The sequence below is a fragment of the Hutsoniella sourekii ATCC 700629 genome (assembly GCF_000518205.1).
Lineage (GTDB): Bacteria > Bacillota > Bacilli > Lactobacillales > Aerococcaceae > Hutsoniella > Hutsoniella sourekii.
The window spans coordinates 1-24,337 of the sequence record NZ_JADD01000014.1 but is presented as its reverse complement, the minus strand read 5'-3'; the positions used below and the strand labels follow the sequence as shown (position 1 = coordinate 24,337).

At 39.9% G+C, this 24,337-nt stretch carries 22 protein-coding genes; 14 read left to right on the top strand and 8 right to left on the bottom strand.

The features are described from left to right. Positions 1–10: 10 nt before the first annotated feature. The 3 genes from leuB to T408_RS0103925 form a co-directional block, all read right to left on the bottom strand. On the bottom strand, positions 11–1,078 hold the full coding sequence (leuB, locus tag T408_RS0103935; RefSeq protein ID WP_035420054.1) for a 3-isopropylmalate dehydrogenase: 1,068 nt from the start codon (positions 1,076–1,078) through the stop codon (positions 11–13). Continuing rightward, the gene (locus T408_RS0103930; protein ID WP_035420051.1) at positions 1,065–2,600 is read right to left on the bottom strand and encodes a 2-isopropylmalate synthase; all 1,536 of its coding nucleotides are present in this window, start codon (positions 2,598–2,600) and stop codon (positions 1,065–1,067) included. Before T408_RS0103930 ends, leuB begins: the two co-directional genes overlap by 14 nt. 294 nt (positions 2,601–2,894) lie before the next feature. Beyond that, entirely contained in the window at positions 2,895–3,686 is a 792-nt protein-coding gene (locus tag T408_RS0103925; RefSeq protein WP_028118791.1) for an L-threonylcarbamoyladenylate synthase, read from the bottom strand. Positions 3,687–3,932: 246 nt separating this feature from the next. On the opposite strand from T408_RS0103925, the gene T408_RS0103920 reads away from it, so the two are divergent. After that, the gene (locus T408_RS0103920; RefSeq protein ID WP_028118790.1) at positions 3,933–5,096 is read left to right on the top strand and encodes an ABC transporter substrate-binding protein; all 1,164 of its coding nucleotides are present in this window, start codon (positions 3,933–3,935) and stop codon (positions 5,094–5,096) included. A 51-nt stretch (positions 5,097–5,147) separates the two neighbouring features. Here T408_RS0103920 and T408_RS0103915 read toward each other — a convergent pair whose 3' ends face one another. Next, positions 5,148–6,125, bottom strand: a complete 978-nt coding sequence (locus tag T408_RS0103915) for a lactate/malate family dehydrogenase (RefSeq protein ID WP_028118789.1) — start codon at positions 6,123–6,125, stop codon at positions 5,148–5,150. 468 nt (positions 6,126–6,593) lie between these two features. On the opposite strand from T408_RS0103915, the gene T408_RS0103910 reads away from it, so the two are divergent. From T408_RS0103910 to T408_RS0103885, 6 genes are all read left to right on the top strand, one after another. Next, entirely contained in the window at positions 6,594–7,757 is a 1,164-nt protein-coding gene (locus T408_RS0103910) for an ABC transporter substrate-binding protein (protein ID WP_028118788.1), read from the top strand. 204 nt (positions 7,758–7,961) lie between these two features. Continuing rightward, the gene (locus tag T408_RS0103905) at positions 7,962–8,840 is read left to right on the top strand and encodes a branched-chain amino acid ABC transporter permease (protein WP_028118787.1); all 879 of its coding nucleotides are present in this window, start codon (positions 7,962–7,964) and stop codon (positions 8,838–8,840) included. A 9-nt stretch (positions 8,841–8,849) separates the two neighbouring features. Continuing rightward, positions 8,850–9,821: a branched-chain amino acid ABC transporter permease gene (locus T408_RS0103900; protein WP_028118786.1), complete on the top strand. Its 972-nt coding sequence runs from the start codon at positions 8,850–8,852 to the stop codon at positions 9,819–9,821. Continuing rightward, positions 9,821–10,600, top strand: coding sequence for an ABC transporter ATP-binding protein (locus T408_RS0103895; RefSeq protein ID WP_028118785.1), 780 nt, complete (start codon positions 9,821–9,823; stop codon positions 10,598–10,600). Before T408_RS0103900 ends, T408_RS0103895 begins: the two co-directional genes overlap by 1 nt. Continuing rightward, positions 10,600–11,304 (top strand): ABC transporter ATP-binding protein, encoded by a 705-nt coding sequence (locus tag T408_RS0103890; protein ID WP_028118784.1) that lies wholly within the window; start codon positions 10,600–10,602, stop codon positions 11,302–11,304. The genes T408_RS0103895 and T408_RS0103890 overlap by 1 nt, the downstream gene beginning before the upstream one ends. A 4-nt stretch (positions 11,305–11,308) precedes the next feature. Further along, positions 11,309–11,944, top strand: a complete 636-nt coding sequence (locus T408_RS0103885; protein WP_028118783.1) for a CBS domain-containing protein — start codon at positions 11,309–11,311, stop codon at positions 11,942–11,944. A gap of 95 nt (positions 11,945–12,039) precedes the next feature. Here T408_RS0103885 and T408_RS10810 read toward each other — a convergent pair whose 3' ends face one another. Next, positions 12,040–13,329: an MFS transporter gene (locus T408_RS10810; protein ID WP_084543897.1), complete on the bottom strand. Its 1,290-nt coding sequence runs from the start codon at positions 13,327–13,329 to the stop codon at positions 12,040–12,042. A 244-nt stretch (positions 13,330–13,573) separates the two neighbouring features. Between T408_RS10810 and T408_RS0103875 the strand changes: the two genes are divergently transcribed. Next, positions 13,574–14,977 (top strand): aldehyde dehydrogenase family protein, encoded by a 1,404-nt coding sequence (locus tag T408_RS0103875; RefSeq protein WP_028118782.1) that lies wholly within the window; start codon positions 13,574–13,576, stop codon positions 14,975–14,977. A gap of 96 nt (positions 14,978–15,073) precedes the next feature. Here the strand turns inward: T408_RS0103875 and T408_RS0103870 are convergent, their stop codons facing one another. Next, a complete protein-coding gene (locus T408_RS0103870) occupies positions 15,074–15,955 on the bottom strand; it encodes a hypothetical protein (RefSeq protein ID WP_028118781.1) in 882 nt (293 codons plus the stop codon). Between the two features lie 583 nt (positions 15,956–16,538). On the opposite strand from T408_RS0103870, the gene T408_RS0103865 reads away from it, so the two are divergent. The 5 genes from T408_RS0103865 to T408_RS0103845 all read left to right on the top strand — a co-directional run bounded on the left by T408_RS0103865 (position 16,539) and on the right by T408_RS0103845 (position 21,472). Beyond that, a complete protein-coding gene (locus tag T408_RS0103865; RefSeq protein ID WP_028118780.1) occupies positions 16,539–17,204 on the top strand; it encodes a Crp/Fnr family transcriptional regulator in 666 nt (221 codons plus the stop codon). Between the two features lie 14 nt (positions 17,205–17,218). Next, positions 17,219–18,157, top strand: coding sequence for an NAD(P)/FAD-dependent oxidoreductase (locus T408_RS0103860; protein ID WP_028118779.1), 939 nt, complete (start codon positions 17,219–17,221; stop codon positions 18,155–18,157). Positions 18,158–18,176: 19 nt separating this feature from the next. Next, a complete protein-coding gene (locus tag T408_RS0103855; RefSeq protein WP_028118778.1) occupies positions 18,177–18,488 on the top strand; it encodes a thioredoxin family protein in 312 nt (103 codons plus the stop codon). 17 nt (positions 18,489–18,505) lie between these two features. After that, positions 18,506–20,380 (top strand): aryl-sulfate sulfotransferase, encoded by a 1,875-nt coding sequence (locus T408_RS0103850; protein WP_028118777.1) that lies wholly within the window; start codon positions 18,506–18,508, stop codon positions 20,378–20,380. Positions 20,381–20,476: 96 nt separating this feature from the next. Next, the gene (locus T408_RS0103845) at positions 20,477–21,472 is read left to right on the top strand and encodes a YeiH family protein (RefSeq protein ID WP_084543895.1); all 996 of its coding nucleotides are present in this window, start codon (positions 20,477–20,479) and stop codon (positions 21,470–21,472) included. Between the two features lie 100 nt (positions 21,473–21,572). On the opposite strand, the gene glnA is transcribed toward T408_RS0103845, so the two are convergent. Continuing rightward, positions 21,573–22,910 (bottom strand): type I glutamate--ammonia ligase, encoded by a 1,338-nt coding sequence (gene glnA / locus T408_RS0103840; RefSeq protein WP_028118775.1) that lies wholly within the window; start codon positions 22,908–22,910, stop codon positions 21,573–21,575. 156 nt (positions 22,911–23,066) lie between these two features. On the opposite strand from glnA, the gene T408_RS0103835 reads away from it, so the two are divergent. Further along, entirely contained in the window at positions 23,067–23,948 is an 882-nt protein-coding gene (locus tag T408_RS0103835; protein ID WP_028118774.1) for a LysR family transcriptional regulator, read from the top strand. A 76-nt stretch (positions 23,949–24,024) separates the two neighbouring features. Here the strand turns inward: T408_RS0103835 and T408_RS0103830 are convergent. Further along, the coding region (locus T408_RS0103830) for an IS3 family transposase (RefSeq protein WP_028118773.1) at positions 24,025–24,337 on the bottom strand (313 nt) is incomplete at its 5' end.

Here is a 24,337-nt window from a genome sequence, read left to right as displayed (position 1 = left end):
CTTCCTCCTTCTATTGGACTTGAGTTTGCATCTGTTGAATCACTGCTTGGGTAAAGGCGGAGCTTGTTGCGCTACCTCCTAGATCTTGCGTTAGAACCCCTTTGACCATCACCTTTTGACAAGCTTGTTGAATAGCTCGGGCCAAGCCTTCTTCTGCAAAGCTTAACCGTAGCATTAGGGTGATTGAAAGTATCATGGACATTGGGTTGGCAACATCCAAGCCAGCGATATCAGGAGCTGATCCATGGATCGGCTCATAAAGTGAGGGACCATCCAATGATAGTGAAGCACTCGGAAGTAAGCCCAGTGAGCCAGTTATCACGGAGGCTTCATCACTTAGAATATCGCCAAATAAATTTTCGGTCACAATGACGTCGAAGGCTGTTGGTTGGGTTATCATCTTCATAGCAGCAGCATCAACGTACATATGGGTAACTGTTACTTCTGGGTAACGTTCCTTGGTTTCTTCAACAATTTGTCGCCATAATTTACTTGAAGCAAGTACGTTTGCCTTATCAATTGAAGTTAAGTGTTTGCGGCGAGTCATCGCTAATTCAAAGGCATAGTTAACAATAGCTTGAATGCTTTCGCGGGAATAATACAAGGTATCAAAGGCTTCTTCATTGTTATAGTATTTAGGCTTACCAAAGTAAAGACCGCCGATGAGTTCCCTAACAATCACAAAGTCTGCTCCTTGAACACGCTCAGCTTTCAAAGGAGACAGATCAAGCAAGGCAGGATTAATTTGCGTGGGCCTTAAGTTGGCATAAAGCTTGAGTTGTTTTCTTAAAGCTAAGAGGCCCTCTTCGGGCGTTTCCTTGGCATCCACATATTGGGGTCCGCCAATGGCTCCTAATAGAATGGCATCAGCACTTTGGCAAATAGCTTGAGTTTCTTGAGGGTAGGGGGTGCCGAAGTGGTCAATAGCTACCCCGCCAAAATCAGCTTCAACTAATTGATAATCGTACTGGTGGGGAAATAGGTACAATGCAGCTTCCAATACTAGGCGACCGGCTTGGGCAATTTCGGGGCCGATTCCATCCCCTGCTAAGAGGACGATTTTTTTAATCTTTGACATGTTGACTCCCTCTTTCTAATGCTTGTAAATAGGCCTTGGCTGAGGCTTTAAGAACGTCATAGTCAATACCTGCCGCGTAGACCTCTTGTCTGTTCGGCATTTCAACAAGTACATGGACTTGCGCTTGGGCATCAATGCCATCAGTAACAGCGTCTAGACGGTATTCTAATAATGTTACTTCTTCTTGACCTAGTAATTGTTCAATAGTGGTAAAGATAGCTTCCACACTTCCTTGTCCAATAGCGGTATCTTGTTTGATTTGTGGCTGTGATCCGGTGTGATCAACGATAGCAACTGTTGCCACGTGCGTGTTTTCATCAATGGATTGAACTTGCATCTTAATAAGATCATAATGGCTAGTTGCTTCCATATTTTGACCCGTCATAATAGCGTGCAAGTCTGTTTCGGTGATCGTCTTTTTCTTATCTGCTAAGTCTTTAAAGTTATTGAAAGCGATCGATAGGGCTTCCTTGTCAGATGTATCGTAGCCTAATTCTTCTAAGTGACTGATAAAGGCGTGACGGCCTGAGAGTTTACCTAGAGGCAAAGCATTTTCTTTGACGCCAACCAATTGAGGCGTAATAATTTCGTAAGTTTCTGGATTCTTTAAGACACCATCTTGGTGGATGCCTGATTCATGAGCGTAAGCATTGGCCCCTATGACTGCCTTGTTACGAGGAACAGCCATTCCTGATAGACGGGCAACCATGTCACTGGTTCGCTTAGTTTCTCCAAGGTTAATCGATGTGCTTGCTTGATAGTGGTCACGACGAATATATAATCCGACAGCTACTTCCTCTAGGGCTGCATTACCCGCTCGCTCACCAATTCCATTAACGGTCCCTTCTACACGGAGGGCACCATTTTCAATAGCTGCTAGTGAATTAGCGACTGCAAGGCCTAAGTCATCGTGGCAGTGACAGGAGAAGATGGCTTGGTCGAATGAAGGCACATTTTCTTGTAAATAGTTGAAGAGCTGACCGTATTCGCTGGGGTTGGTGTAACCGACAGTATCTGGAATGTTGATAATCGTTGCTCCACATTGAATGGCCAACTCACAAGCTTCTGCTAAGAAGTCTGGTTCAGTTCGGGTGGCATCTTCAGCAGAGAATTGGACATGGTCAAACAGTGATTTGGCGTAAGTGACATGTTCTTGAATACTATCTAGAATTTCTTGTTTACTTTTGTTGAGTTTATATTCCCGGTGGATAGGACTTGTTGCGATAAATACGTGGATCTGTTTATGCTTAGCGTCAACTAGTGCTTCATGGCAGCGATCAATGTCTGCTCGGTTACATCTGGCTAGACCACAGACTCTTGTCGTGGTTAGCTCTCGTGCGATAGCTTGAACGGCTTCGAAGTCTCCTTGAGAGCTGATGGGAAATCCGGCTTCAATGACATCGATCCCCCAACTTTCTAACTGTTTGGCTAGTTGAATTTTCTCTTGGGTATTAAAGTTAACCCCTGGTGTCTGTTCACCATCTCTTAGGGTGGTATCGAAGAATTGAATGTGTTTGGTCATGATGTACCTCCTTGATTTAGATAGAAAAAGCCAAAAGAAAAGCATTCACTATCCAATTGGATGAAGGTGAATGCTGAATAGGGCTTAAATTATTAAATTTAAGCCCTAGATTAATAATAATAAAGAAGCTGAAAATGAAGCATTAAGCACTTCAACTTGATTAATCGTAGTCATTAGCATCATGGACAGCTCCTTTTCTCATTGTTTATACTGACTATTCTAATTAAAATCTCATAATATGTCAAGGGATATTAGAATAATTTTAAGCTATGCTTATGATATTTATTAAGCAAATTAATAATAGAATCCGTGACGGTAATTCCAAGAGTTCCAACCTTCAGATAAGTATTCCATAATTTCTGTTGTATAGAGTCCCTTGCGAATAAAGACAGGACAAGGTTCAACACCTCTTGAATCTGGCGCTTGATCTTCGATTAGGTTACCATCTTGATCAACAAAGGAAACCATCACCCCTTGCTCATAGCGAGTCTCTGCTGTTTCTTCTGGTTGAATAGAAGCTACGTAATCGTTGCCCTCGATAATTAAATCGGCTTCTTCAGCAATATCTTCACCAATTCCTTCTACCAGTCCACGGTTACCCTTACCAGATGGGTTAGCAGAAGAAGCAAACATCAAGCGACGCTCTTTTTCCCACAAGTCTGCAGCAATTTGTGCACCTGGAACACCGAAGTGAATAACAAAGCATGAGGTTCCTCGGACGTCAGTCATCAATTCTTCTGATCCATCTTGAGGAATATATTTTTTGCCTTCTTCCTTCCATGGGAGGATACAACCAAGTAAGACATCGTTATCCCAGCACTTTTGATAAAGCTTTTCAATTTCCGGTGTTAAGACAGCCAATTCCTTTAGTTGTTCCATTGATCCGACCAGGACGACACCCGGTTTATTTCTAGCTCGATGCTTGGCTTTGAATTTTCGTTCTAATCCTTTCATATCTGAAGTGGCGATAATATATCCTACTTTAGTGGGGGTGACGACGAATCCACCTTCTTCTAATAGTAGGTCACGCCCCTTTTCGTTGAGCTGACCATCCCAATGAACCATTTTATCTTGGTAATTCGACATATCTAACATAGTGTTAACCTCCATAATAATTATAATGATATTAAAAAACTAGCACAAAAAATGAGAAAAGACAAATAATATTTAAAGCTAATAAGAATTAACAGTCAAACAATCTTGATGGAAAAGTGATTAGGTCAATGATTAATTAATTATGAGTAATTTTTATTTTTTGATTATAAAATACTTTCCATTTTATAATTATTTGTTATAATAGAAAAAGATTTAAATTTAGGAGGGAATTTTTTAATGGATATTAAGAAGATAATGAAGGGGGCTTTGGCTCTGCTGGTAGCAGGCGCGGTCACGGCTCCAGCTGGGGCGGCTTTTGCTGAGGAGACAGTCAAGATTGGTGCTAACTATGAATTATCTGGAGACGCAGCGTCTTATGGACAGAAGATGCTAGAAGGCCTTGAGTTAGCGGTTAAGCAAACAAATGAAAAAGGCGGCGTTTTGGATGGTAAGCAATTAGAAATTGCCAGCTATGATAATAAGTCAGATGTAACGGAAGCAGCTTCTGTGGCTTCAAGACTCGTCTCTGACGGCGTAGTCGGTGTGGTTGGACCAGCATTAACGGGACCATCTGAAGCACAAATCCCAATCTTAACTGAGGCGAATATTCCTAACGTCCTACCAGCGGCGACTGGTGATGATGTGACACTAGCAGATGATGGCTCAGCCTTAGAATATATCTTCCGCGTCTGCTTCAAGAACTCTTACCAAGGTCGTGCGGGTGCCGTCTTCGCTGCTGATAACTTAAAGGCTAAGAATGCAGTGGTACTGGTGGACCAAGGTTCTGATTATTCACGCGGTCTAGCTGATAATTTCAATGAGGAATTTAAGGCTCGCGGTGGCAACATTGTAACGGAAGAATCATTCCAAACGGGTGATACCGACTACTCAGCTATGTTAACGACGATCCAAGCTCAAGATTTTGATGTTATTTATATTCCAGCCTACTATACAGAAGCTGGATTAATCATCAAGCAAGCACGTGAAATGGGAATTGAGCAACCGATTGTTGGACCAGATGGATTCTCAAGTGAAGTGCTTGTTGAATTAGCTGGAGCTGAAAATGCATCAAATGTTTACTATACTGACCACTTCTCAACGGAAAGTGAAGAGCCAGTTGTTCAGGAATTCTTGAAAGCTTTCGAGGCAGAATATGGTAAGCCTGGAGAAACTTGGCATGCCCTAGGTTATGATGCAGCTATGCTAATTATTGATGCGATTGAGCGTGCAGGTTCTACAGATACAAAGGCCATCACTGAGGCAATTGCTTCTACGGAAGCTTTTGAAGGAGTAACGGGAACCTTTGCTATTGACGAAGAACATAACCCAGTTAAGCCAGCTGTTATGATTGAATTACAAAATGGAGAAATTGCCTCTGTTGAAAATGTATCAGCTGAATAATTTTTAATAGATAAACCCGCTAGTCATTAGAGTGACTAGCGGGTTTGTTTTTTATGAATCTAATAGGTCTTTAGCTAGTTGAATGTTAGCATCGATACTAGCTATAGATTCTTTTAATTTTTGTGTCTCCCAATCATTTAGACTCACTTCTAACCGTTTAATCCAACCGTTACGCCCGATAATGGTTGGTGCAGCGAAGGCGGTAGCTTGCTGAGTCTGGAATTCTCCTTCATAGAAGGAAGTAGAGACGTTATAAATAGCTTGTTCATCTAAGAGTATGGCTTGACAGAGCTCAATAGCAGCTTGGGCGATCGCTGCATTAGTGACACCTGATTTATTATTAAACACGTCGTAGGCGGCAGTTACCACTCGTTTTTGAACTTCGTCAGGGGATAGAGTCTCAATTTCTGGGAAATATTGGTCCAGCTCCTGATAGGGGATGCCTGCTAGACTGACGCGACTTAAGATCGGAACAGCGGTATAGCCATGCTCACCCATCATATAACCAGAGACACATTTAGGGTCGACATTATAATGTTGGCCGATAATTTGGCGAAGGCGACTGGAATCTAACATACATCCTGTCCCCATAATTTTGTGATTAGGATAATCAAATTCATCAGTAGCCATAAAAGCTACTGTATCTGCAGGATTAGTAATGAATATTAAGATCGCTTCCTTAGTTACTTGACTGATATCCGACATCACCTGGCGAATGATCGCAGCATTATTGGCTAAGAGGGCTTGCCGGTCCCCAGGAGTTTGCCCTTCTTCATAATAATGAGTAGCAGTGATAATAATAATATCGCTATCTGCTAAGTCTTTATAATTTCCGGCATAAATCTGGATATTAGCCCGACTATTCAAACCGTTAGCATGTAATTGATCCAGGGCCTCTCCGTAGGCTTTATCTCCTCTAGTATCCAGGCAGACAATTTCTCCAAACAAATGAGAATCTCTAGCGTAAGCTAAAACTAATTCTCCTACGTGTCCCATACCGATTATTCCAAGTTTTTGAGTGTGTTTCATCTGAGCTACCTTACCTTTCTATCTTTTAATAATCTAATCATTTTTATCATTATCTTGCAAGAGGAAAATCAGCTAGAATCAAATAAAATGTGAAAAACAGTCAATGGACAAGATGTAACAGGATAAAAAACTTTAAGGAAAATGATTTTTTAATTAAAAAACTATTGACATAAATTAGAATTCACGTTATGATTGTTTTACAAATTGGAGGGAATTAAAATGTTTAGCTCATCTCGTTTAAGTGAAGCCATTATTATTAGCATTATCATTAGATAGTGTTTGTGCTTACGAATTAGGTACAAACACGGACGTCATGTTTGTATCTATGAGGTGCTAAGTATTTGCATTGCCCGCATAGATCACCATAATCTAGCGGGTTAATTATTACCGATACCGTTTATTAACGACGCTAGATTTGGATGAATCTAGCGTTTTCCTTTTGTTAATAATATTTTAGGAGGATTTATCATGGATTTTAAGAAAGTTAAATTAGGAGCACTCGCAGCAAGTTTATTATTATCATTAGCTGGACCTGCTAGTTCAGCGATGGCTGAAGAGTCTGTTAAATTAGGGGCTAACTACGAGTTAACCGGGGCGGCCGCTTCTTACGGAACGCCAATGTCTAAGGGAACAGAGTTAGCGGTAAAACAACGAAATGCTGATGGAGGTGTCCTTGGAGGTCAAGAAGTTGAATTAGTAACTTATGATAATAAGTCAGACTTAACAGAAACATCATCGGTAGCAACTCGATTAGTTGAAGAGGGCGTATTTGCCATTGTAGGGCCAGCACCATCAGGAGATGTGCTTTCACAAGCAGCTGTTATCAATAAGGCTGGAGTACCTGCTGTATCACCTGCTGGAACGGTAGACGATTTAACTAAAGACAATAATGGAAATTTGATGGAATATTTATTCCGCGTTTGTTTCGAAGACCGTTATCAAGGTAAAGCTGGAGCTAAGTACGTGGCTGAAGAATTAGGTGCGAAAAAAGCTGCTCTTGTCGTTGACCAAGGCACCGACTATGCACAAGGAATGTCTAAGGCTTTTGAGGAAGAATTTAAGGCTAAAGGTGGCGAAATTGTTGCCAATGAATCTTATAATTCAGGGGACACAGACTTCTCAGCTGTATTAACATCATTAATGGCACAAGATTTCGATGTCTTATTTGTACCAGGATACTACACCGAAGTGGGTCTATTGATCAAACAGGCTCGTGAAATGGGAATTACTCAACCTATTGTTGGAGGAGACGGCTACCACTCTCAGACCTTAGTAGAATTGGCTGAACCTCAAAATGCTTCTGATATCTATTACACTACTCACTTCTCACCAGAAAGTGAAGATCCAAAAGTCCAACAATTCTTAAAGGATTATAAGGAAGAATTTGGAGAAGAAGCGGATACATTTGCAGCCTTAGCCTATGATGCGACTAACTTAATCTTTGATGCGGTTGAAAGAGCAGGTTCAACAGATCGTGACGCTGTTCGTCAAGCGCTTAGTGAGACCAAAGGATTCGAAGGTATTACTGGTACCTTTGATATGGGAGAAGATAATACGCCAATTAAATCTGCCCTAATGCTTAAATTAAACAACGGGGAAGTTGAATCCACTCAAGAAGTTACAGCTGAATAACAAGCGTCCTTAGAAACGGTGGGCATGGAGCGCCTGCCGTTTCTTCTATTAATTTTAGAGTTCTCTAAATTCTCTAATCGCATGTATTAATTATATTATGAGGTTTTTGATGCCGAAATAGACACTATCTTCTCTCATTGCATTAAGCTTTTATTTATACTATAATCTTTTTATCTTATTAAATTTTAAGAAAGGACTTTTAATATGCAATTATTTTTCCAGCAACTTGTTAATGGTATTGCATTAGGAAGTATTTATGCCTTAATTGCACTGGGTTATACGATGGTTTATGGGACCATTCGTTTAATTAACTTTGCTCATGGGGATGTCTTCATGATGGGTGCCTTTTTGGGTTACTACTTTATTACAGTGCTTGAACTAAATATCTTTCTGGCACTTCCTTTAACAATGCTGACTTGTGCCGTTTTGGGTATGGCTATTGAACGAATTGCCTACAAGCCTTTGCGTAACTCGACACCCATTGCTGCATTAATTACAGCGATTGGGGTTTCTTATTTTCTACAGAATATTATGATCTACTTCTTAGGGCCGGAAGTCCGTTCTTTTCCTTCGCCAATCAAAACACAGGTTTTCAAAGTGATGGGAATAGTTATCAATTCCAAGCAAATTCTGGTATTTGTAATTACGATTGTCATGATGTTTGTCTTGCAAATGATTGTGCAACGGACCAAGATGGGGACAGCTATGCGGGCCGTATCAACCGATAAAGAGGCAGCTCAGCTAATGGGAATCAATGTAGACACAGTGATTTCCTTTACTTTTGCTCTAGGTTCCTCTCTAGCAGGAGTAGCCGGTATATTATATGGAATATACTATAACTCCATTGCGCCAACTATGGGGACAGCGCCTGGTATGAAGGCCTTTATTGCTTCTGTTGTCGGAGGTATTGGTAGTGTCCCTGGAGCGATGGTTGGGGGCTATTTAATTGGGATCCTTGAAACAATAGTTACCTTCATGGGAGGATCCATGTACAAGGACGCAGTCGTTTATGGCCTCTTAATTGTTATTTTGCTAGTATTGCCTTCTGGCTTATTCGGCAAAAAAACGGGCGAGAAAGTGTAGGGGGTAAATATGCAAAGATTTCATTTCAGAAACATCGCATGGCTAGTTTCTATTCTAGTTGCTTTTGCGATTATTTTTAGTTTGGTTGAAGCTGGAATTATTAATCCATTCTACAAAATTACCTTAGTAACAATTATGCTCAATATCATTTACGCTGTGGGCCTTAATTTAATCCTCGGTGTAGCTGGCCAATTCTCGCTGGGACATGCTGGTTTTATCGCTATTGGTGCTTATTCAGCAGCTATCTTTACAACTAGAATGGCCAACCCTCAACAAGGGTTATTAGTTGGCTTAATCGTAGGTGTTCTGGTATCAATGGTGGTAGCTTTAGTGGTTGGTATTCCTACCCTCCGTTTAAAAGGCGATTACTTGGCCATTGCGACGCTAGGTGTTAGTGAGATTATTCGTGTTTTAATTAATAATTTAAGAGACCTTACCAACGGACCAGCAGGTATTTCAGGTATTCCTATTATTACTGACTGGTGGCATGTATTCATCGCCCTGGTCGTGACAACTATCTTTATCTTGAATTATGTTTATTCCAGTCAAGGACGCGCAACGATGGCTGTTAATCAAAATGAGATTGCAGCACAAGCCATGGGTGTTCATACCGCCAAATATAAGGTAGCGGCTTTTGTGCTAGGTTCAATTACGGCAGCAATTGGTGGAGCCTTACAGGCGACTTATTTAGGTATTGTCACACCGAATGATTATACATTTAACCGTTCGATTGATGTCTTAATTATTGTGGTATTTGGTGGCATTGGTTCCTTTACCGGTAGCTTTATCGCAGCAATTGTGCTAGGTTTGTTAAACTTATTCTTACAGGATTATGGTCAATTGCGGATGGTAATCTATGCTGTTGCCCTAATCTTAATCATGATCTTCCGTCCAGGTGGCCTATTAGGTACCAAGGAAGTGCGAGTAGGACAATTAGCTAGCAAGTTATTTAATCGAAACAAGGATCAGGAGGTGGCCTAATGACAATTCTTAAAGTTGATCAATTAACAAAGAACTTTGGCGGGCTCACTGCCGTATCAAACGTATCGATGGAATTAGAACAAGGCGAGCTTATTGGTTTGATTGGGCCCAATGGGGCAGGTAAGACCACTTTCTTTAACCTTCTGACAGGTGTCTACACACCAAGTGAAGGAACCGTATCACTTGGGGATGGTTCCGGTGGTCTCCAGGAAATTCAAGGTAAACGGCCGGATATTATTAACGGTTTAGGAATTGCTCGTACCTTCCAAAATATTCGCCTCTTTGATAATATGACGGTCATCGAGAACGTTATGGTTGCCATGGACCGCGAAGAGGGGAACTCCTTGTTTTCTAGTCTAATTAGAAGTAACGCATACTATGAGACTGAAGAAAAGATGCGTAAAAAAGCCCTTGAATTACTTGAGATATTCGATTTAGGTCCCTTTGCTGAAGATAAGGCTAAAAACTTAGCATATGGTCAGCAAAGACGGTTGGAAATTGTACGTGCTTTGGCTACTCAGCCTAAGATTCTCTTCTTAGACGAGCCAGCTGCCGGGATGAACCCGAATGAGACAGCAGACCTAACTAATCTGATTGAACAAATTCGTCAACAATTTGACTTGACTATTGTCCTGATTGAACACGACATGTCTCTAGTGATGGATATTTGTCAACGAATCTATGTCTTAGAGTATGGTCGCTTGATTGCTCAAGGTACCCCAGAAGAAATTCAACAAAATGAAGCTGTTATCAGAGCTTATTTAGGAGGCGAGGACTAATGTTAAAGGTAGATAATCTAAAGGTTAATTACGGAATGATTAGTGCCGTCCATGATGTCAGCTTTGAAGTAAACCAAGGGGAGATTGTCTCTCTGATAGGAGCCAATGGGGCTGGAAAAACAACTATTCTTAGAACAATTTCTGGGCTTGTTAAGCCAGCAGGTGGTACAATAGTATATGAGGGCGAGGATTTATTATCCTTATCGCCTAAGAAAATTGTTGAACGTGGTCTATGCCAAGTGCCAGAAGGACGTCATGTATTCAGCGGTTTAACCGTTAAAGAAAATTTGGAAATGGGAGCCTTTTTGAGAAAGGATAAAGATGGTATTCAGGCTGATCTTGAGAAGATTTATCAACGATTCCCGATTCTAAAGGAAAGACTTGGACAAGATGCAGCGACTTTATCAGGGGGAGAACAACAAATGTTGGCAATGGGTCGGGCATTAATGTCCAAGCCTAAGTTACTCTTGCTTGATGAGCCGTCGATGGGGCTTGCACCTATCTTTATCAAAGAGATCTTTAATATCATTGTCGATATCCAAAAACAAGGAACCACCATCCTACTGATCGAGCAAAATGCACGGCAAGCTTTGCAGATTGCTGACCGTGGTTATGTATTAGAGACTGGAAACATTTCGCTAACTGGCTCTGGGCAGGAACTGTTAACAAGTGATGAAGTTCAGAAAGCTTACCTAGGAGGATAAATCGATGTATGTAAAGGATTTTATGGCAACAGACTTAGTAACGGTGACGCCTCAAACCAAGGTGTCTCAGTGTCAAGATTTGATGAATGGTCATGATATTAATCGTTTGCCAGTGATTGATAATGATCGCTTAGTTGGGCTAATTACCCGTGATGTTATTGCGAAAGCATCTCCATCAGATGCGACTAGCTTAGATCGTCATGAGCTGAATTATTTACTTGAAAAGACAACGGCTGGCGATATTATGAAAAAGAAAGTTATCACTGTTGAACCGAATACCTTAATATCACAGGCAGCAGCCTTAATGGCTGATAACAATATCGGTGTACTAGTGGTACTAGAAGCAGACCAAGTCAAAGGAATTATCACTGATAAGGATATTTTTAAAGCCTTTATCGATGTTTCTGGCTACGGTCAACCGGGGGTTTCTCTGGTTGTTCAATTGCATGAAGACCGAGCGGGTGTTATTGAAGAGATCGGTGACGCCTTAGTGAGTGCAAATGAGAACCTTACCCACCTAACGGTCTATCATAATGATGAAGGGATTCGTATTGTCATGCAGGTTAACAATGGACATACTAATGTCTTGAAGCAAGAATTAGAATCAAGAGGATATCAAGTGACCTCAGTGGTAGAATAAACAAGTAATAAGATAATACTAAAAAGCACCGGAACAAAAATTTCTTGTTCCGGTGCTTTTTGTATGAGCTGGCTATGAAGGGCAGGTCGTTCTTACTAGTCTTTAGCTTGCTGTGGCAGAGCGCTTGCTCGTTGGTAAGCCAAGAACCAGAATACTGCGGCTGCTATAGTAATAGCTGTCATTAGAATCCAAGCAGGATTATAGTGACCTGTTAAGTCAAAGATCAGTGGGACAATTAATGGACCAATGGCTGTCCCGATTTGGGTAGCAGAGGTCACGTAGCCGTAGGCTTCAGGATAGCGATCATTGCTATAGATACAAGAAGTAACAATAGGAGGTAGTACAGTACCTGTGCCGATCCCTAATCCACCAAAGGTAATTACCAAGGCCCATGGTCCCCAAGAGGTACCGATGAAAAGCATCGACACAAAAGCTAAGGCCATCGCACCCAAGCCAGAGAATAAAGTTACTTTCAGTCCAAATTTATCATCAATCCAGCCCATCAGTAATTTACCGAAAACTCCTACCAGTAAGTAAGCTGAAACGGTCCAGGAAGCAACTTCTAAACTTTGATATTCTTGTAATGCCGGTGCGAATTGAAGCCCCCCGCCATTGGCCAAGCCGTTGGCGACCGCTCCAAGAAGAAGCATGATAAAGAAGGCACTCGTCAAGGTTTCCTTGACTGGTAGATTAACATCAAGATCATCATCCGATTCGGCAGGCTGATCAGAGTTAGCATCCTCGAGTTCAATATCAGCTTCTTGGTAGCCGTAAGGTTTTAGTCCTATTTCTTCAGGGGTTCTTCGAATAACAAACAAACCTAAGACCAGAGCAATAACAATAACAATAATAGCGTAAACAAAGTAAGCCTGCCGCCAACCTAAGTTCTGAATCATTCCAGTCACCGTCGGACTCAGGATAAAGCCTCCGGCAGATATACCAGCAAAAGCAATGGAGGTAGCTAAACCACGTTTTTCGACAAACCAATTGTTAATAAGCATAGTCATTGGAATACTAGTTGTGGCAATAAAAGATAAGCCTAGAAAGAATGAAGCGATATAGAAATGCCATGCTGATTGAGCAAATGAGTAGCCAAGCAAGGAGAGGCCAAAGAGAACAGCAAAGCCGGTCCACATCGCTTTGAAATTGCGCTCTCCCAATTGTTTAGAGAGGATGGGGCCGGTGAAGATACCGACAGCCTGGGTAATAGTTGTGTTCAGTGAAAAGGCGCTTCGGCTGAACCCAAGGTCCTGGGTCACAGAAATTTGAAATAAATTAGCTAAAGAAGTAACAATTGGCATAAAAATACCAAGTACAAGAATGGTCGCTAATAAAATAATCCAAGCAAAATGCAGACCGCCTTGCTTGTTGTTTGTCTGGTTCATAAAATCAGTCCTTTACATAATGATTAAAAATAATAACAAATAATTGCAACTCAATGTTAATTATAAAGAATCTAGTTCTAACATGCAATGAAACTGAATATAAGAAGCAAAATAATCAACAGTTTATTAGATTGGAATTATAAAATGATTAATTTAATTGTAAAAAATCACCTAAAACAATTGAGTTGTTTGTTAATTATTGTTATATTAATTATCCATACAAGCTTATAGGAGGTATATAAACTTGAAAACTTATCAACTATATATTAATAATCAATGGATGGATGCTAGCCAAGATAAATATATCGAAGTGATCAATCCATCAACTGAAGAGGTGATTGCTAAAGTAGCCTCAGCAAGCAAAGAAGACGTTGATGCAGCTGTGCAGGCAGCTAAAGAAGCTTTTCCAGCTTGGAACGGACTAGCTCTTGAAGAACGGGTAGCCTACGTGCGAAAGATTGGTCAAGCAATCGAAGCCAACCAGGACCGGATCATGGATGTTATTACGAAAGAACTGGGAGCGCCACGTCAGGCACAGGCTAACAGTCAAGCGGGACGGGCACGATCAGAGATGGAAGCTACCATTGACGGACTTGAAGCGATTGACTTCGAAGAGACAATTGCTAATGCAGAGATTATAAAGGAAGGTATGGGTGTTGTTGCAGCTATTACTCCTTGGAACTATCCATTAAACCAAATCCAACGAAAGATCACACCGGCTTTATTAGCTGGTAATACGGTTGTCGTTAAGCCAGCCTCTGATACCCCCTTAACCGCGGTTCTCTTAGCCGAAATTATCGATGAATTAGACCTGCCCAAAGGGGTCTTTAATCTCATTACCGGATCTGGATCCAGTGTTGGCGATCATTTAGCTAGTCATCCAGATGTAGACTTAATCTCTTTTACCGGATCAACTCAAGTTGGACAAAACTTATACCACCAAGCAGCCAATAAAATCAAGAAATTAGTGCTTGAATTAGGTGGCAAATCGGCATTGATTTATTTAGAAGGTGGTGACTTTGATTTAGCTGTGAATTCAGCTGTATCAGCTATTTCATCTAATGCAGGGCAAGCCTGTTCAGCTTTAACTAGATTATTAGTTCCCCAAGACCGATTAGCTGAATTTGAAGTAGCTATTAAAGAGAAAGTGGAATCACTCAAGGTGGGCGACCCATTTGAAGAAGGCACTGATGTTGGCCCGCTAGTATCTGGTAAGCAACGCCAGACAGTTCTTGACTATGTGGCTAAGGGGGTTGAAGAAGGAGCCAAGCTTTTAGTCGGCGGGAAAGCCATTGAAGGGAAGGGTTACTTTATACAACCAACCGTCTTCACAGAAGTCAGCAATGATATGACCATTGCCCAAGAAGAAATTTTTGGACCGGTCTTGTCTATTATCACTTACCGAGATGTGGAAGAAGCCATTGCCCTAGCTAACGATTCGGAATATGGATTAAGTGGAGCCGTTGTCGGCCCAGAGGAAGAAGCGGTGTCAGTGGCCCGTCAAATTCGTACAGGTAATGTGATTGTTAATGGAGCTAAAGTTGATCCTCATGCGCCATTTGGTGGCTATAAAGTATCCGGTCTAGGACGGGAGAAAGGTCAATATGGGATTGAAGATTACCTAGAAATTAAAGCGATATTCAAATAAAAATTATAAAATGTAAAATGAATTAAACTGCCCTCTAAATTTGGTTTTGTGTCCAAATTTAGGGGGCAGTTTATTAGTTAAAATCTGTTCTGGAAATTAATTTTTTGCAATTTGTTTGCGACTCCATCCGACTAAGCTTTTAATTGTAAACATAGCTAATGATGAAAAAATAACGACAAAGGATAGCATTTTAGGGTTGTCAAAATTAGTGGCTGCTACAATCATTGCAATACCAGCGTTACGCTGACCTGCCATAAAAGCAGAGGTAAATTTTTCAGTGATATTGTGATTATTGAACTCTATTAAGTAACCAATAAAGAACGCTAAGATAACAAATAAGGCGCCGATAACCATTCCCCCGATAAAACTAGCAGATATCATACTAATAATATTTGGAATATTACCTAGAAGCATTCCATAGATAACAATATCGGTCGTAATTTTTTGTGCCATCCGTGAATAGGGAAGAATAGTCTTTGTAATGCCAGGTAAGAATTGTTTAAAAACTAAACCGATTATCAAAGGAATGAGTGCTGTTCGAATCAGTACTTTAAAGATGGCCATGAAAGTGATGCTGGCACCTGCAGCAATAAAACTCACTTGAAATGGATAGATAAACATGGTAGCGAACATGAGGATAATAAGCCCTGCTGTTCCTTGGCGCGTCGGTAACGAGCAAGCTTCAATTAGGCCTAGAACAAAAGGGCCACCTGCTGTAAAGAAGTAAATCAGTAGTCCGAGTGCGTAATGTTCCTCGATAGGAATAATCTTTAATATGAACCAAAGAACAATAGGTACGATAAAGTTATTGACGATAACCATCTTAAGGTAATATTTCCAATCTTTACGTAAAGAATCCATCAAAGTCATTGGTGTTTCAATGAGTGCTGCGTTAAATACCATCAAGAAGATAAAGATTGGCATCGCCAAATTTGCCACCCACAGTATTATCTCTAGTATTTTATATATCCATTCCATTATAACTGCCTCTTTTCTAAGATTTGTTTCCTTAATAATAGTTCAATGATTCACATAAATGAAATAATTTTTTGGAATGCCATCATTACTAAATGTTATTTCAATTACAAAGTAACTTGTGATATTATGAACACATACCAGGAGGGCTGGTAAACAAAAGAAATAGGGTTGTGATTAATCGATCAATAACTAATCCACAGACAATATATTTTTCGTAGCAGTGATTCTTTTAACTTTAAAAATGCAGTTTTACTAGTAGGATTTAAAACTCCTGCCTTTATTTTCTCTACTAAAGCTCAATTAAACACAATGTTAAATTAGTTATCCTCTTATTAATCCATAACTAGATATTATTAATCTATAAAATTAGAGAATAATTGATGAAATAGAATTAAATCACAAAAAATTATGCCATAATAGATGATGAGAAAAAGAAAATAACTAGCCGATAGCATTTTACTTCACATTTAAAGAAAGCGTTAACTTTCTAACACTTTAAAAATTTTTTAAATGTTATTATGTTCACATGATTGGACTAGTTTTCTTGGATATTTCTCAAATTTTCCAATGGCAGGTGTTATTAGTGGTTAATCAGAAAAAATACCTCTTCCTATCAGAAAATGAAATTCTTGAAGCAATGCAGTTATGGTTAATGAGCTTACCTTATAAACGGCGTGTATATCACCGCGGTGATGTGATTTACCAGCAGGGAGATCCAGTTGAAGGACTGGGTTACCTGTTAGAAGGAACTCTAAAATGTGTAAGATATACCATGGAAGGTGAAGAAGTAATTCCACATTACTTTTATCCTCTTGAAATCTTTCCTGAATATCTTATATTGACCCATGAAGAAACCTATATTTACACTCTAGTAGCTGAAAAGACTGTTGAGTTAATCTTCATCAAGGAAGAGGACCTGCTGGAAGATTTATATAGCCATCCTCAACGGCAAAGTCTGCTGCTATCATACTTAGCCCATCGTGGTTTTCAGGCTGAAAAATGGACTCTATGTAATAGTTACAAGACCTTAAAAAGTAAAATGGCCTTTATGTTATTAGAGATTTTCCAATCAGATAGTCAAGGCGTGATTCAGTTAATTGATAAGCAAGAAGTTATTGCTAGAAAACTCCAAGTTTCCCGGTCGATGTATAATCAGGAACTGGCTAAATTGGAAAAAATGGGTGTTATCCAAAAAGGAAAAGGGACAATCATTATAATTGATGCCCAATATTTAGAAAAATTAATTTAGTAAGGAGAAAATAAATGAAACAATATGATTTAGTTATTATCGGAGCAGGACCAGCAGGAATGACGGCGGCCATTTATGGCGTTCGTGCTAACCTTTCTGTGTTGCTCTTAGATAAATTAGCACCAGGCGGTCAAATCATTAATACTAATGAAATCGAAAACTATCCAGGTGTTGGTAAATTAAACGGTGCGGAACTAGCTTTCAATATGTTTGAACATGCACAGTCTTTAGGTGTTGAATTTGATTACTTAACAGTTAATCAAGTTGAAGACCAAGGTGATGTTAAGTTGATTCATACTGAAGAGCAAGAGGAAGCTATCCAAGCAACAACAGTTATCGTAGCAACTGGTACACGTTCTAGAACCTTGAATATTCCTGGAGAAGAAGAATTCAAAGGCTCAGATATCAGCTGGTGTGCTATCTGTGACGGAGCTAAATACCGCGGTAAAGATGTCGTTGTTATCGGTGGTGGTAACTCAGCTGTCGATGAAGGAACTTACTTAGCAACAATCGTTAATTCACTAACTATCGTAACGGACTTTGACTTAACAGCAGATCCTGTTTCATGTGAGTACCTACGTAATTTGGATAATGTAACGGTTTATCCATACAAACGCGTCACAGAATTTGTTGGTGAAAATGGAAGCTTAGCTGGCGTTAAATTCGTGGACAAAGAAACTGGCGAAAACGAGACGGTCGTTAAAGCAGATGGTGTCTTCGAATATATTGGAGCAGTACCATCTACTGAATGTATCCAAGATTTAGGTATCACAGAATCCCATGGATTCATTGAAACCAATGAAAGAATGGAAACATCGATTCCTGGTATCTACGGAGCAGGTGACTGCAATAGCAAACACTTACGTCAAGTGGTTACTGCTACTTCAGATGGAGCCATTGCCGCACAACAAGCAAGTGCTTACATCAAAGAACTAAGAAGAAACAATAACTAATTTTATAGGAGGAATATAAATGTTAAAAGAAATCAACCGTGAAGAGTTTCAATCAGATATCCAAAGTGGAGCAGTCTTACTAGACTTCTACTCTAAGACTTGTGGACCATGTAAAATGCTTTCATTTATCTTAAATGATATGGAAAAAGAATTTGGTGACCAAGTAAAAATCATCAAGATTGACTTTGAAGAATATGGCGATTTAGTTGAAGAATATAATGTTGAAGGCTACCCAACCCTAATTATGTTAAAAGACAACGAGGAAATCTCTCGTAAAGCTGGTCTACAACAAAAACCAGTGATCAAGGCAATGATTGAAGAAGCATTATAAAAAAAGGAGAAAAACAAATGGCAGTAAAATATGAATTTAAAGAGCACTTAATCGAAACGCAACATAAAAACGAATTAGCCATGTTAAAGGAGCTTGATAAAGGCAACTATACCATGGAAAATCCGTTGATCAAGTACAACCCATATGTGGTTAACGCCTTATCAGCAGTCATCTTATTTGAAACAGAAGAAGAAGTAGGGATGGTTGTTCGCGTTAAAGGTAAAACACCTGAAGCTGACTTCTATCAAGCTTTCCCTAAAGCTAAACGCCATGTTCTTCCAATTGTTGGTTTATATTCTGACTATGAAAATAAGATCGAAATTCATCCATGGCAAAAGGCCGACCAAGTGGTAACTCATACGATCAAAACGCCAAAAACGCCAAACTCTGACTTAGTTCACTCAATGGAAACAACAGCAGAATATATGCAAGATAACTTGATGATCTTATCTTGTGCGACTTCTGATTTTGTTATTGGAGTTGATAATCAGGGAGATGTTCGTCTAGAGTTCACAGTGCCTACCTTATGGGATATCAAGCACTTAGATAATGGAAATATCCTAGTTGGGTCTGACCGCCTAATTAAGATGCCTTACTTTGTAACTGGAATGTATGAAATGAGTTTGGTTGGTAAGATCTATAAGGAATACCGAGTACCAAGAGGTTACCACCACGACCAGTGTGTATTACCGAATGGGGACATTGTATCCTTGAACTGTGATTGGGACAACGGAACAGTTGAAGACCAAGCAGTCTTAATTGATAAAGATACTGGTGCCGTTAAGAAGGTATGGAACTTCCGCGACTTTATCAAGCCAGGATCACAAAAATCAGGTTCATGGTCAGATGAAGACTGGTTCCACTGTAATGCGGTATGGTATGATGAAAATACCAACTCATTGACCTTCTCTGGTCGTCATATCAATGCGATGGTGAATATCGACTTCGATTCAGGCGAATTAAACTGGATTATTTCCGACCCAGAAATGTGGGCTGAAGAGTACCAGAAATATATGTTTACTCCAGTTGGCGATGGCGACTTCGGTTGGCAATATGAACAACACTCTAACCTAATTACTCCTCTAGGGGATGTTATGTGTTTTGACAACCACCACTATGGAACGCAAAACCCAGACAAGTACTTAGCTGCTAAAGATAACTATTCTCGTGGTGTTAAATATCGTATCGATACAGATAAGATGGAAATTGAACAAGTATGGCAATATGGTAAAGAACGTGGTCACGAGTTCTTCTCTCCTTATATCTGTAACGTTAAATACTATAATGAAGGTCACTACTTAACTCACTCTGGCGGTATTACTTATACTTCTGAAGGTGAACCTTCTGAGGAATTAGGACCATTTGCTCAATTAGATGATCCAAATGCTGATCTACGTTCCATTACGGTTGAAACGATTGGCGATGAGAAAGTATTAGAATTGAAAGTTAAGTCTAACTACTACCGTGCCAATAAGTACCCAGCTTACAACACCTACGGTAACAACCTAGCACTTGGCCGTGGTAAATTAGTTGGAGATATCGGTGAAACTCTACAAATGGATTACGATATTCCAGCAGAAGATACTGGCGAAATTTTACCAGATATCCATGAAGCACGTATTGTTGATGAAGCAGATATGCTTACATTCCATGCTAAGTTCTCTAAAGGTCAACTCGTTATGTTGTTATTAGAAGGTGAAGAAGAAACTCGTCGTTACTTCATCTCTACTGCTAAAGGTAAACGTGGCGCTATGTGTGCGGGAACTTTCCTATCTGCTGATGACCGTGATACTCGTACAGGTATTACAAAAGAAGGAATGAACGGTGCTTATAGAGTTAAAGTCATTGTTGATGACAAGAAATACGATACAGGCGTAACTATTAACGCTTAATCAAGAAAAGATTTATATAATTTTTAAAGGGCATTATAAGAGGGCTTAGGCGCTTATAATGCCCCTTTTTTTATCAAATATGGGGAAGGGTTGACTATGAGAAAAATTATGACTGCAGGTCTGCTACTAGTAAGTACTTGGTTGGCCTTGCAAATTGGCTCGGCTATTCCACTGCTGGGTTCATCGATTTCAGCGATTATCATCGGGGCGATTATTCGCCATACGCCATTATTTAAAGAGTTAGATTCTCAGATTACCGGATTTGTGTCTAAGTATTTATTAAAGGCAGGAATTGTCTTACTCGGTTTTACTTTATCATTTAGAATTGTAAGTGAAGTTGGCTTGGAAGTTCTACTAGTTCTAGCAGCAGAAATTATTGCTTCAATATCCATTGCGGTAATTGCCAACAAATATTTAAAGATGGATAACACATTGGCCCTTCTAGTCGGGATTGGAACTTCTATTTGTGGTGGGTCTGCTATTGTTGCTACAGCGCCGATTCTTGAAGCAGAAAATGAAGACATTGCGGTATCTGTAACGACTATGTTTATTTATTCCATGCTAGCTCTATTGCTTTTGCCAATTATTGGACAAGTCTTGGGTTACAATGATCAACTTTATGGTATCCTTGCTGGGGCTGCGGTTAATGATACGGCTTCTGTAGTAGCTACTGCCTTCGATTGGAGTGATTCAGCAGGGAAGGTCGCAACAGTTGTAAAGTTAGTACGGACGCTTTATATTGTTCCGGTGACTTTAGGAGCCATTTATTTTAAATTGAAGGCCCAAAACAAAGGTAATCAGGGACAAAAGAACAAGATTGATTTCCAACAAATTATCAAAACGATTCCTGGCTTTGTCGTTTTATTTGTGGGAGCGGTAATGGTTGCTAGTATTTTTACTATTCCTGCGGATATTACTAAGAATATTTCTACTATTTCTAAATTAATGATGACCCTAGCGCTAATAACGATTGGTCTGGGTGTTCATGTCAAACAAATTCAAGAAGCTGGCATCAAGCCCGTCTTAATGGGTGCTATGTGTTGGGCAGGTGTCCTAATGGCTTCAGTGGCATCGATTGCCCTACTCTATTAATTGCAAATAATTTACAAAAGGCCCCCCTAAAGTTGGACTTCACCGTCTAACTTTAGGGGGTTGCTTTGTGTTCCATTCGAAATGGATTGCCTATTCTCCTTTAATATTGTTTTAGATAATGGTCGATTTCCCAAGCAGTAACTTGCATTTCGTAGTCATGATACTCCATTTGTTTACTTTCAAGGAAGTTTTCAAAAATATGTTCGCCTAAGCTTTCCTTGACAATATCGTCCTTTTCAAGGTGGAAGAGGGCTTCTGCTAAAGTCTGTGGAAGCTTCTCGATACCTGCTTGAGCAATGGCTAATTCATCCATGGCATAGATATTCTCATCTACTGGATCTACTAAGTCTAATTTTTGGTCGATAGCATTAAGTCCAACATTGATCAAGCTAGCCATAATGAGGTAGGGGTTAGCCGAAGGATCCACTGAACGAAGCTCCACGCGTGTGGATTGTCCTCGCGAAGAAGGAATTCGAACTAGCGGTGAGCGGTTTTGGCTAGACCAAGCAATATAAACGGGTGCTTCGTATTCGGGAACGAGTCGTTTGTAGGAATTTACAATTGGATTAGCAATCGCTGTCAGAGCTTTGGCATGTTCAAGAATACCAGCGATAAAATAACGGGCTTCCTGAGAGAGCTCAATGGAATCATTGGGATCATAGAAGACATTTTGCCCTTGATCGTTAAAGAATGAAAGATTGCAGTGCATTCCGGAACCCGCAATCCCGAATACAGGCTTGGGCATAAAGGTGGCATGTAAATTGTGTTGTCTAGCCACGCTTCGAACAATTAATTTAAAGATTTGGATTTGGTCGCAAGCATGTAGGACGGAACTATATTTGAAGTCAATTTCATGTTGACCAATAGCTCCTTCATGGTGGGACGCTTCGATCTCAAATCCTAGTTCTTCTAAGGTTAATACAATGTCACGACGGCAATTCTCACCCGTATCAACAGGCGCTAAGTCAAAGTAACCGCCATGGTCATTAACTTCAGAGGTTGGATCGCCATTTTCATCTAATTTGAATAAGAAGAATTCAGCTTCAGGTCCTAGCATGAAGTCCTTAAAGCCTGCCTTGTGCATAGCTTCCATATTGCGTTTCAGATTGCCACGGGGATCTCCGGGGAAAGGTTTGCCATTTGGTAGGTAAATATCACAAATCAATAGGGCAACTTTTTGGTCATGGCGACCCCAAGGAAGCACTAGATAGGTGTCTAAGTCTGGATAGAGGTACATGTCTGATTCTTCAATTCGAACGAATCCTTCGATGGAAGAACCGTCAAACATCATCTTATTATCCAAAGCTTTATCCAGTTGACTGATTGGTATTTCAACGTTTTTTAGCTGGCCGTTTACATCAGTAAACATTAAACGGATAAAGTGTACGTTCTTAGCTTCTACGTCTTGACGAATTTGTTCGGCTGTCCAATGGGTCATATAAATACCTTCTTTACTATATAGGATGTTTTTATTATGAAAGAAGATTTTCCTCAGGTCAATAAAAAAATGTGAGATTTTCATGAAAACGAAATTTTCTAAAGCATTTTCTTCACAATCTTGTATAATATGAATAAAGATGTTAGGAGGCTGGAGATGCTTTTAGATTATAAATGTTACACCTTCTTAGAGGTAGCTAAGCAATTGAATTATACCAAGGCGGCGGAAACCTTGAATTTGTCACAGCCAGCTGTATCCAAGCATATTGCTAACTTGGAGGAAGAATTAGGGATCAAACTTTTCTTGTTTAACAAGCGTCAATTGCTTCTCACTAGAGAAGGCAGATTATTAAATGATACGCTTAGGCAAATTAATTTGCTGGAAGATGAATTCTTGCGTCATCTGAAGGGCGACCATATGTCTCCTGAAATCAAAGTTGGGGCTAATCCAACGATAGCCTTGCACTATATTCCCGAGCAGACGGATATGGTAGAAGGGGAGACCATCCACCAAGTTGACCTAGAAGTTGGCATGACTGATTATTTATTGGAGTCTTTGATAGAGGGGACGATCGATGTGGCCTTGTTATGTGGCCCAGTCTTAGACAATTTATTTGTTGAGATTCCCTTCTACGAGGATGAGGTCGTTCTTGTGGCCCATCCTGACCATTCCTTGGCTGGAGCGGAGGTTTCTTATCGACAGCTTTCTGGTGAGCGCTTTGTCATGTTAGATAATCGCTCGCATCTCACTCAAAGCGTTAGACGGCAATTTTTAGCGACCGACTTTTTGAATATGGACTACGATATTCGCTACATCAATGATATCACTTTAATGAAGCAAATCATTAAACGTAACAAAGCGATAGGCTTTTTTTACCGTCAAGCTGTAGCTAAGGATATTGAAAAAGGTGAACTAGTTGAGATTCACCTTGATCAACTGAATATTTCGGACTTTTTCTATTTGGTTTATCCTAAAACCATGCAGGATATGGATAAAATTTCAAATATTTTGATGAAGCTCACCTACCGGACTTTTTAAGGGGTAGGACAAAGAAGACCACCCACTAAGTTTTTCTTGATGTGACCCCCAAAAGTTGGAGTTTATAATTGAATACTTAGGCAACGTACTGAGTGTCCTGTTTCCGGTAATCAACTGGAGATAGGCCACTCAATTTTTGTTTAACTCGCTTGTGATTATAGTAGTGAATATAATTATTGATTCTTTTCTCGAGTTCTTCAAATGAGACTCTTTCTTCTCCATAGTACATTTCTTGCTTAAGTAGACCGAAGAAATTTTCCATGGCTGCGTTATCTAAACAATTTCCCTTGCGGGACATACTCTGATATATCTTATTATCCTTTAATTTATCAGTCCATTGCCAATTTTGATAATGAAACCCCTGATCACTATGAATAGTTGTTCGGTAA

Bases quoted from the DNA above. Each gene is read 5' to 3' on its own strand.
- leuB (WP_035420054.1), bottom strand. From the start codon at position 1,078: ATGTCAAAGATTAAAAAAATCGTCCTCTTAGCAGGGGATGGAATCGGC.
- T408_RS0103930 (WP_035420051.1), bottom strand. From the start codon at position 2,600: ATGACCAAACACATTCAATTCTTCGATACCACCCTAAGAGATGGTGAA.
- T408_RS0103925 (WP_028118791.1), bottom strand. From the start codon at position 3,686: ATGTCGAATTACCAAGATAAAATGGTTCATTGGGATGGTCAGCTCAAC.
- T408_RS0103920 (WP_028118790.1), top strand. From the start codon at position 3,933: ATGGATATTAAGAAGATAATGAAGGGGGCTTTGGCTCTGCTGGTAGCA.
- T408_RS0103915 (WP_028118789.1), bottom strand. From the start codon at position 6,125: ATGAAACACACTCAAAAACTTGGAATAATCGGTATGGGACACGTAGGA.
- T408_RS0103910 (WP_028118788.1), top strand. From the start codon at position 6,594: ATGGATTTTAAGAAAGTTAAATTAGGAGCACTCGCAGCAAGTTTATTA.
- T408_RS0103905 (WP_028118787.1), top strand. From the start codon at position 7,962: ATGCAATTATTTTTCCAGCAACTTGTTAATGGTATTGCATTAGGAAGT.
- T408_RS0103900 (WP_028118786.1), top strand. From the start codon at position 8,850: ATGCAAAGATTTCATTTCAGAAACATCGCATGGCTAGTTTCTATTCTA.
- T408_RS0103895 (WP_028118785.1), top strand. From the start codon at position 9,821: ATGACAATTCTTAAAGTTGATCAATTAACAAAGAACTTTGGCGGGCTC.
- T408_RS0103890 (WP_028118784.1), top strand. From the start codon at position 10,600: ATGTTAAAGGTAGATAATCTAAAGGTTAATTACGGAATGATTAGTGCC.
- T408_RS0103885 (WP_028118783.1), top strand. From the start codon at position 11,309: ATGTATGTAAAGGATTTTATGGCAACAGACTTAGTAACGGTGACGCCT.
- T408_RS10810 (WP_084543897.1), bottom strand. From the start codon at position 13,329: ATGAACCAGACAAACAACAAGCAAGGCGGTCTGCATTTTGCTTGGATT.
- T408_RS0103870 (WP_028118781.1), bottom strand. From the start codon at position 15,955: ATGGAATGGATATATAAAATACTAGAGATAATACTGTGGGTGGCAAAT.
- T408_RS0103860 (WP_028118779.1), top strand. From the start codon at position 17,219: ATGAAACAATATGATTTAGTTATTATCGGAGCAGGACCAGCAGGAATG.
- T408_RS0103855 (WP_028118778.1), top strand. From the start codon at position 18,177: ATGTTAAAAGAAATCAACCGTGAAGAGTTTCAATCAGATATCCAAAGT.
- T408_RS0103850 (WP_028118777.1), top strand. From the start codon at position 18,506: ATGGCAGTAAAATATGAATTTAAAGAGCACTTAATCGAAACGCAACAT.
- T408_RS0103845 (WP_084543895.1), top strand. From the start codon at position 20,477: ATGAGAAAAATTATGACTGCAGGTCTGCTACTAGTAAGTACTTGGTTG.
- glnA (WP_028118775.1), bottom strand. From the start codon at position 22,910: ATGACCCATTGGACAGCCGAACAAATTCGTCAAGACGTAGAAGCTAAG.
- T408_RS0103835 (WP_028118774.1), top strand. From the start codon at position 23,067: ATGCTTTTAGATTATAAATGTTACACCTTCTTAGAGGTAGCTAAGCAA.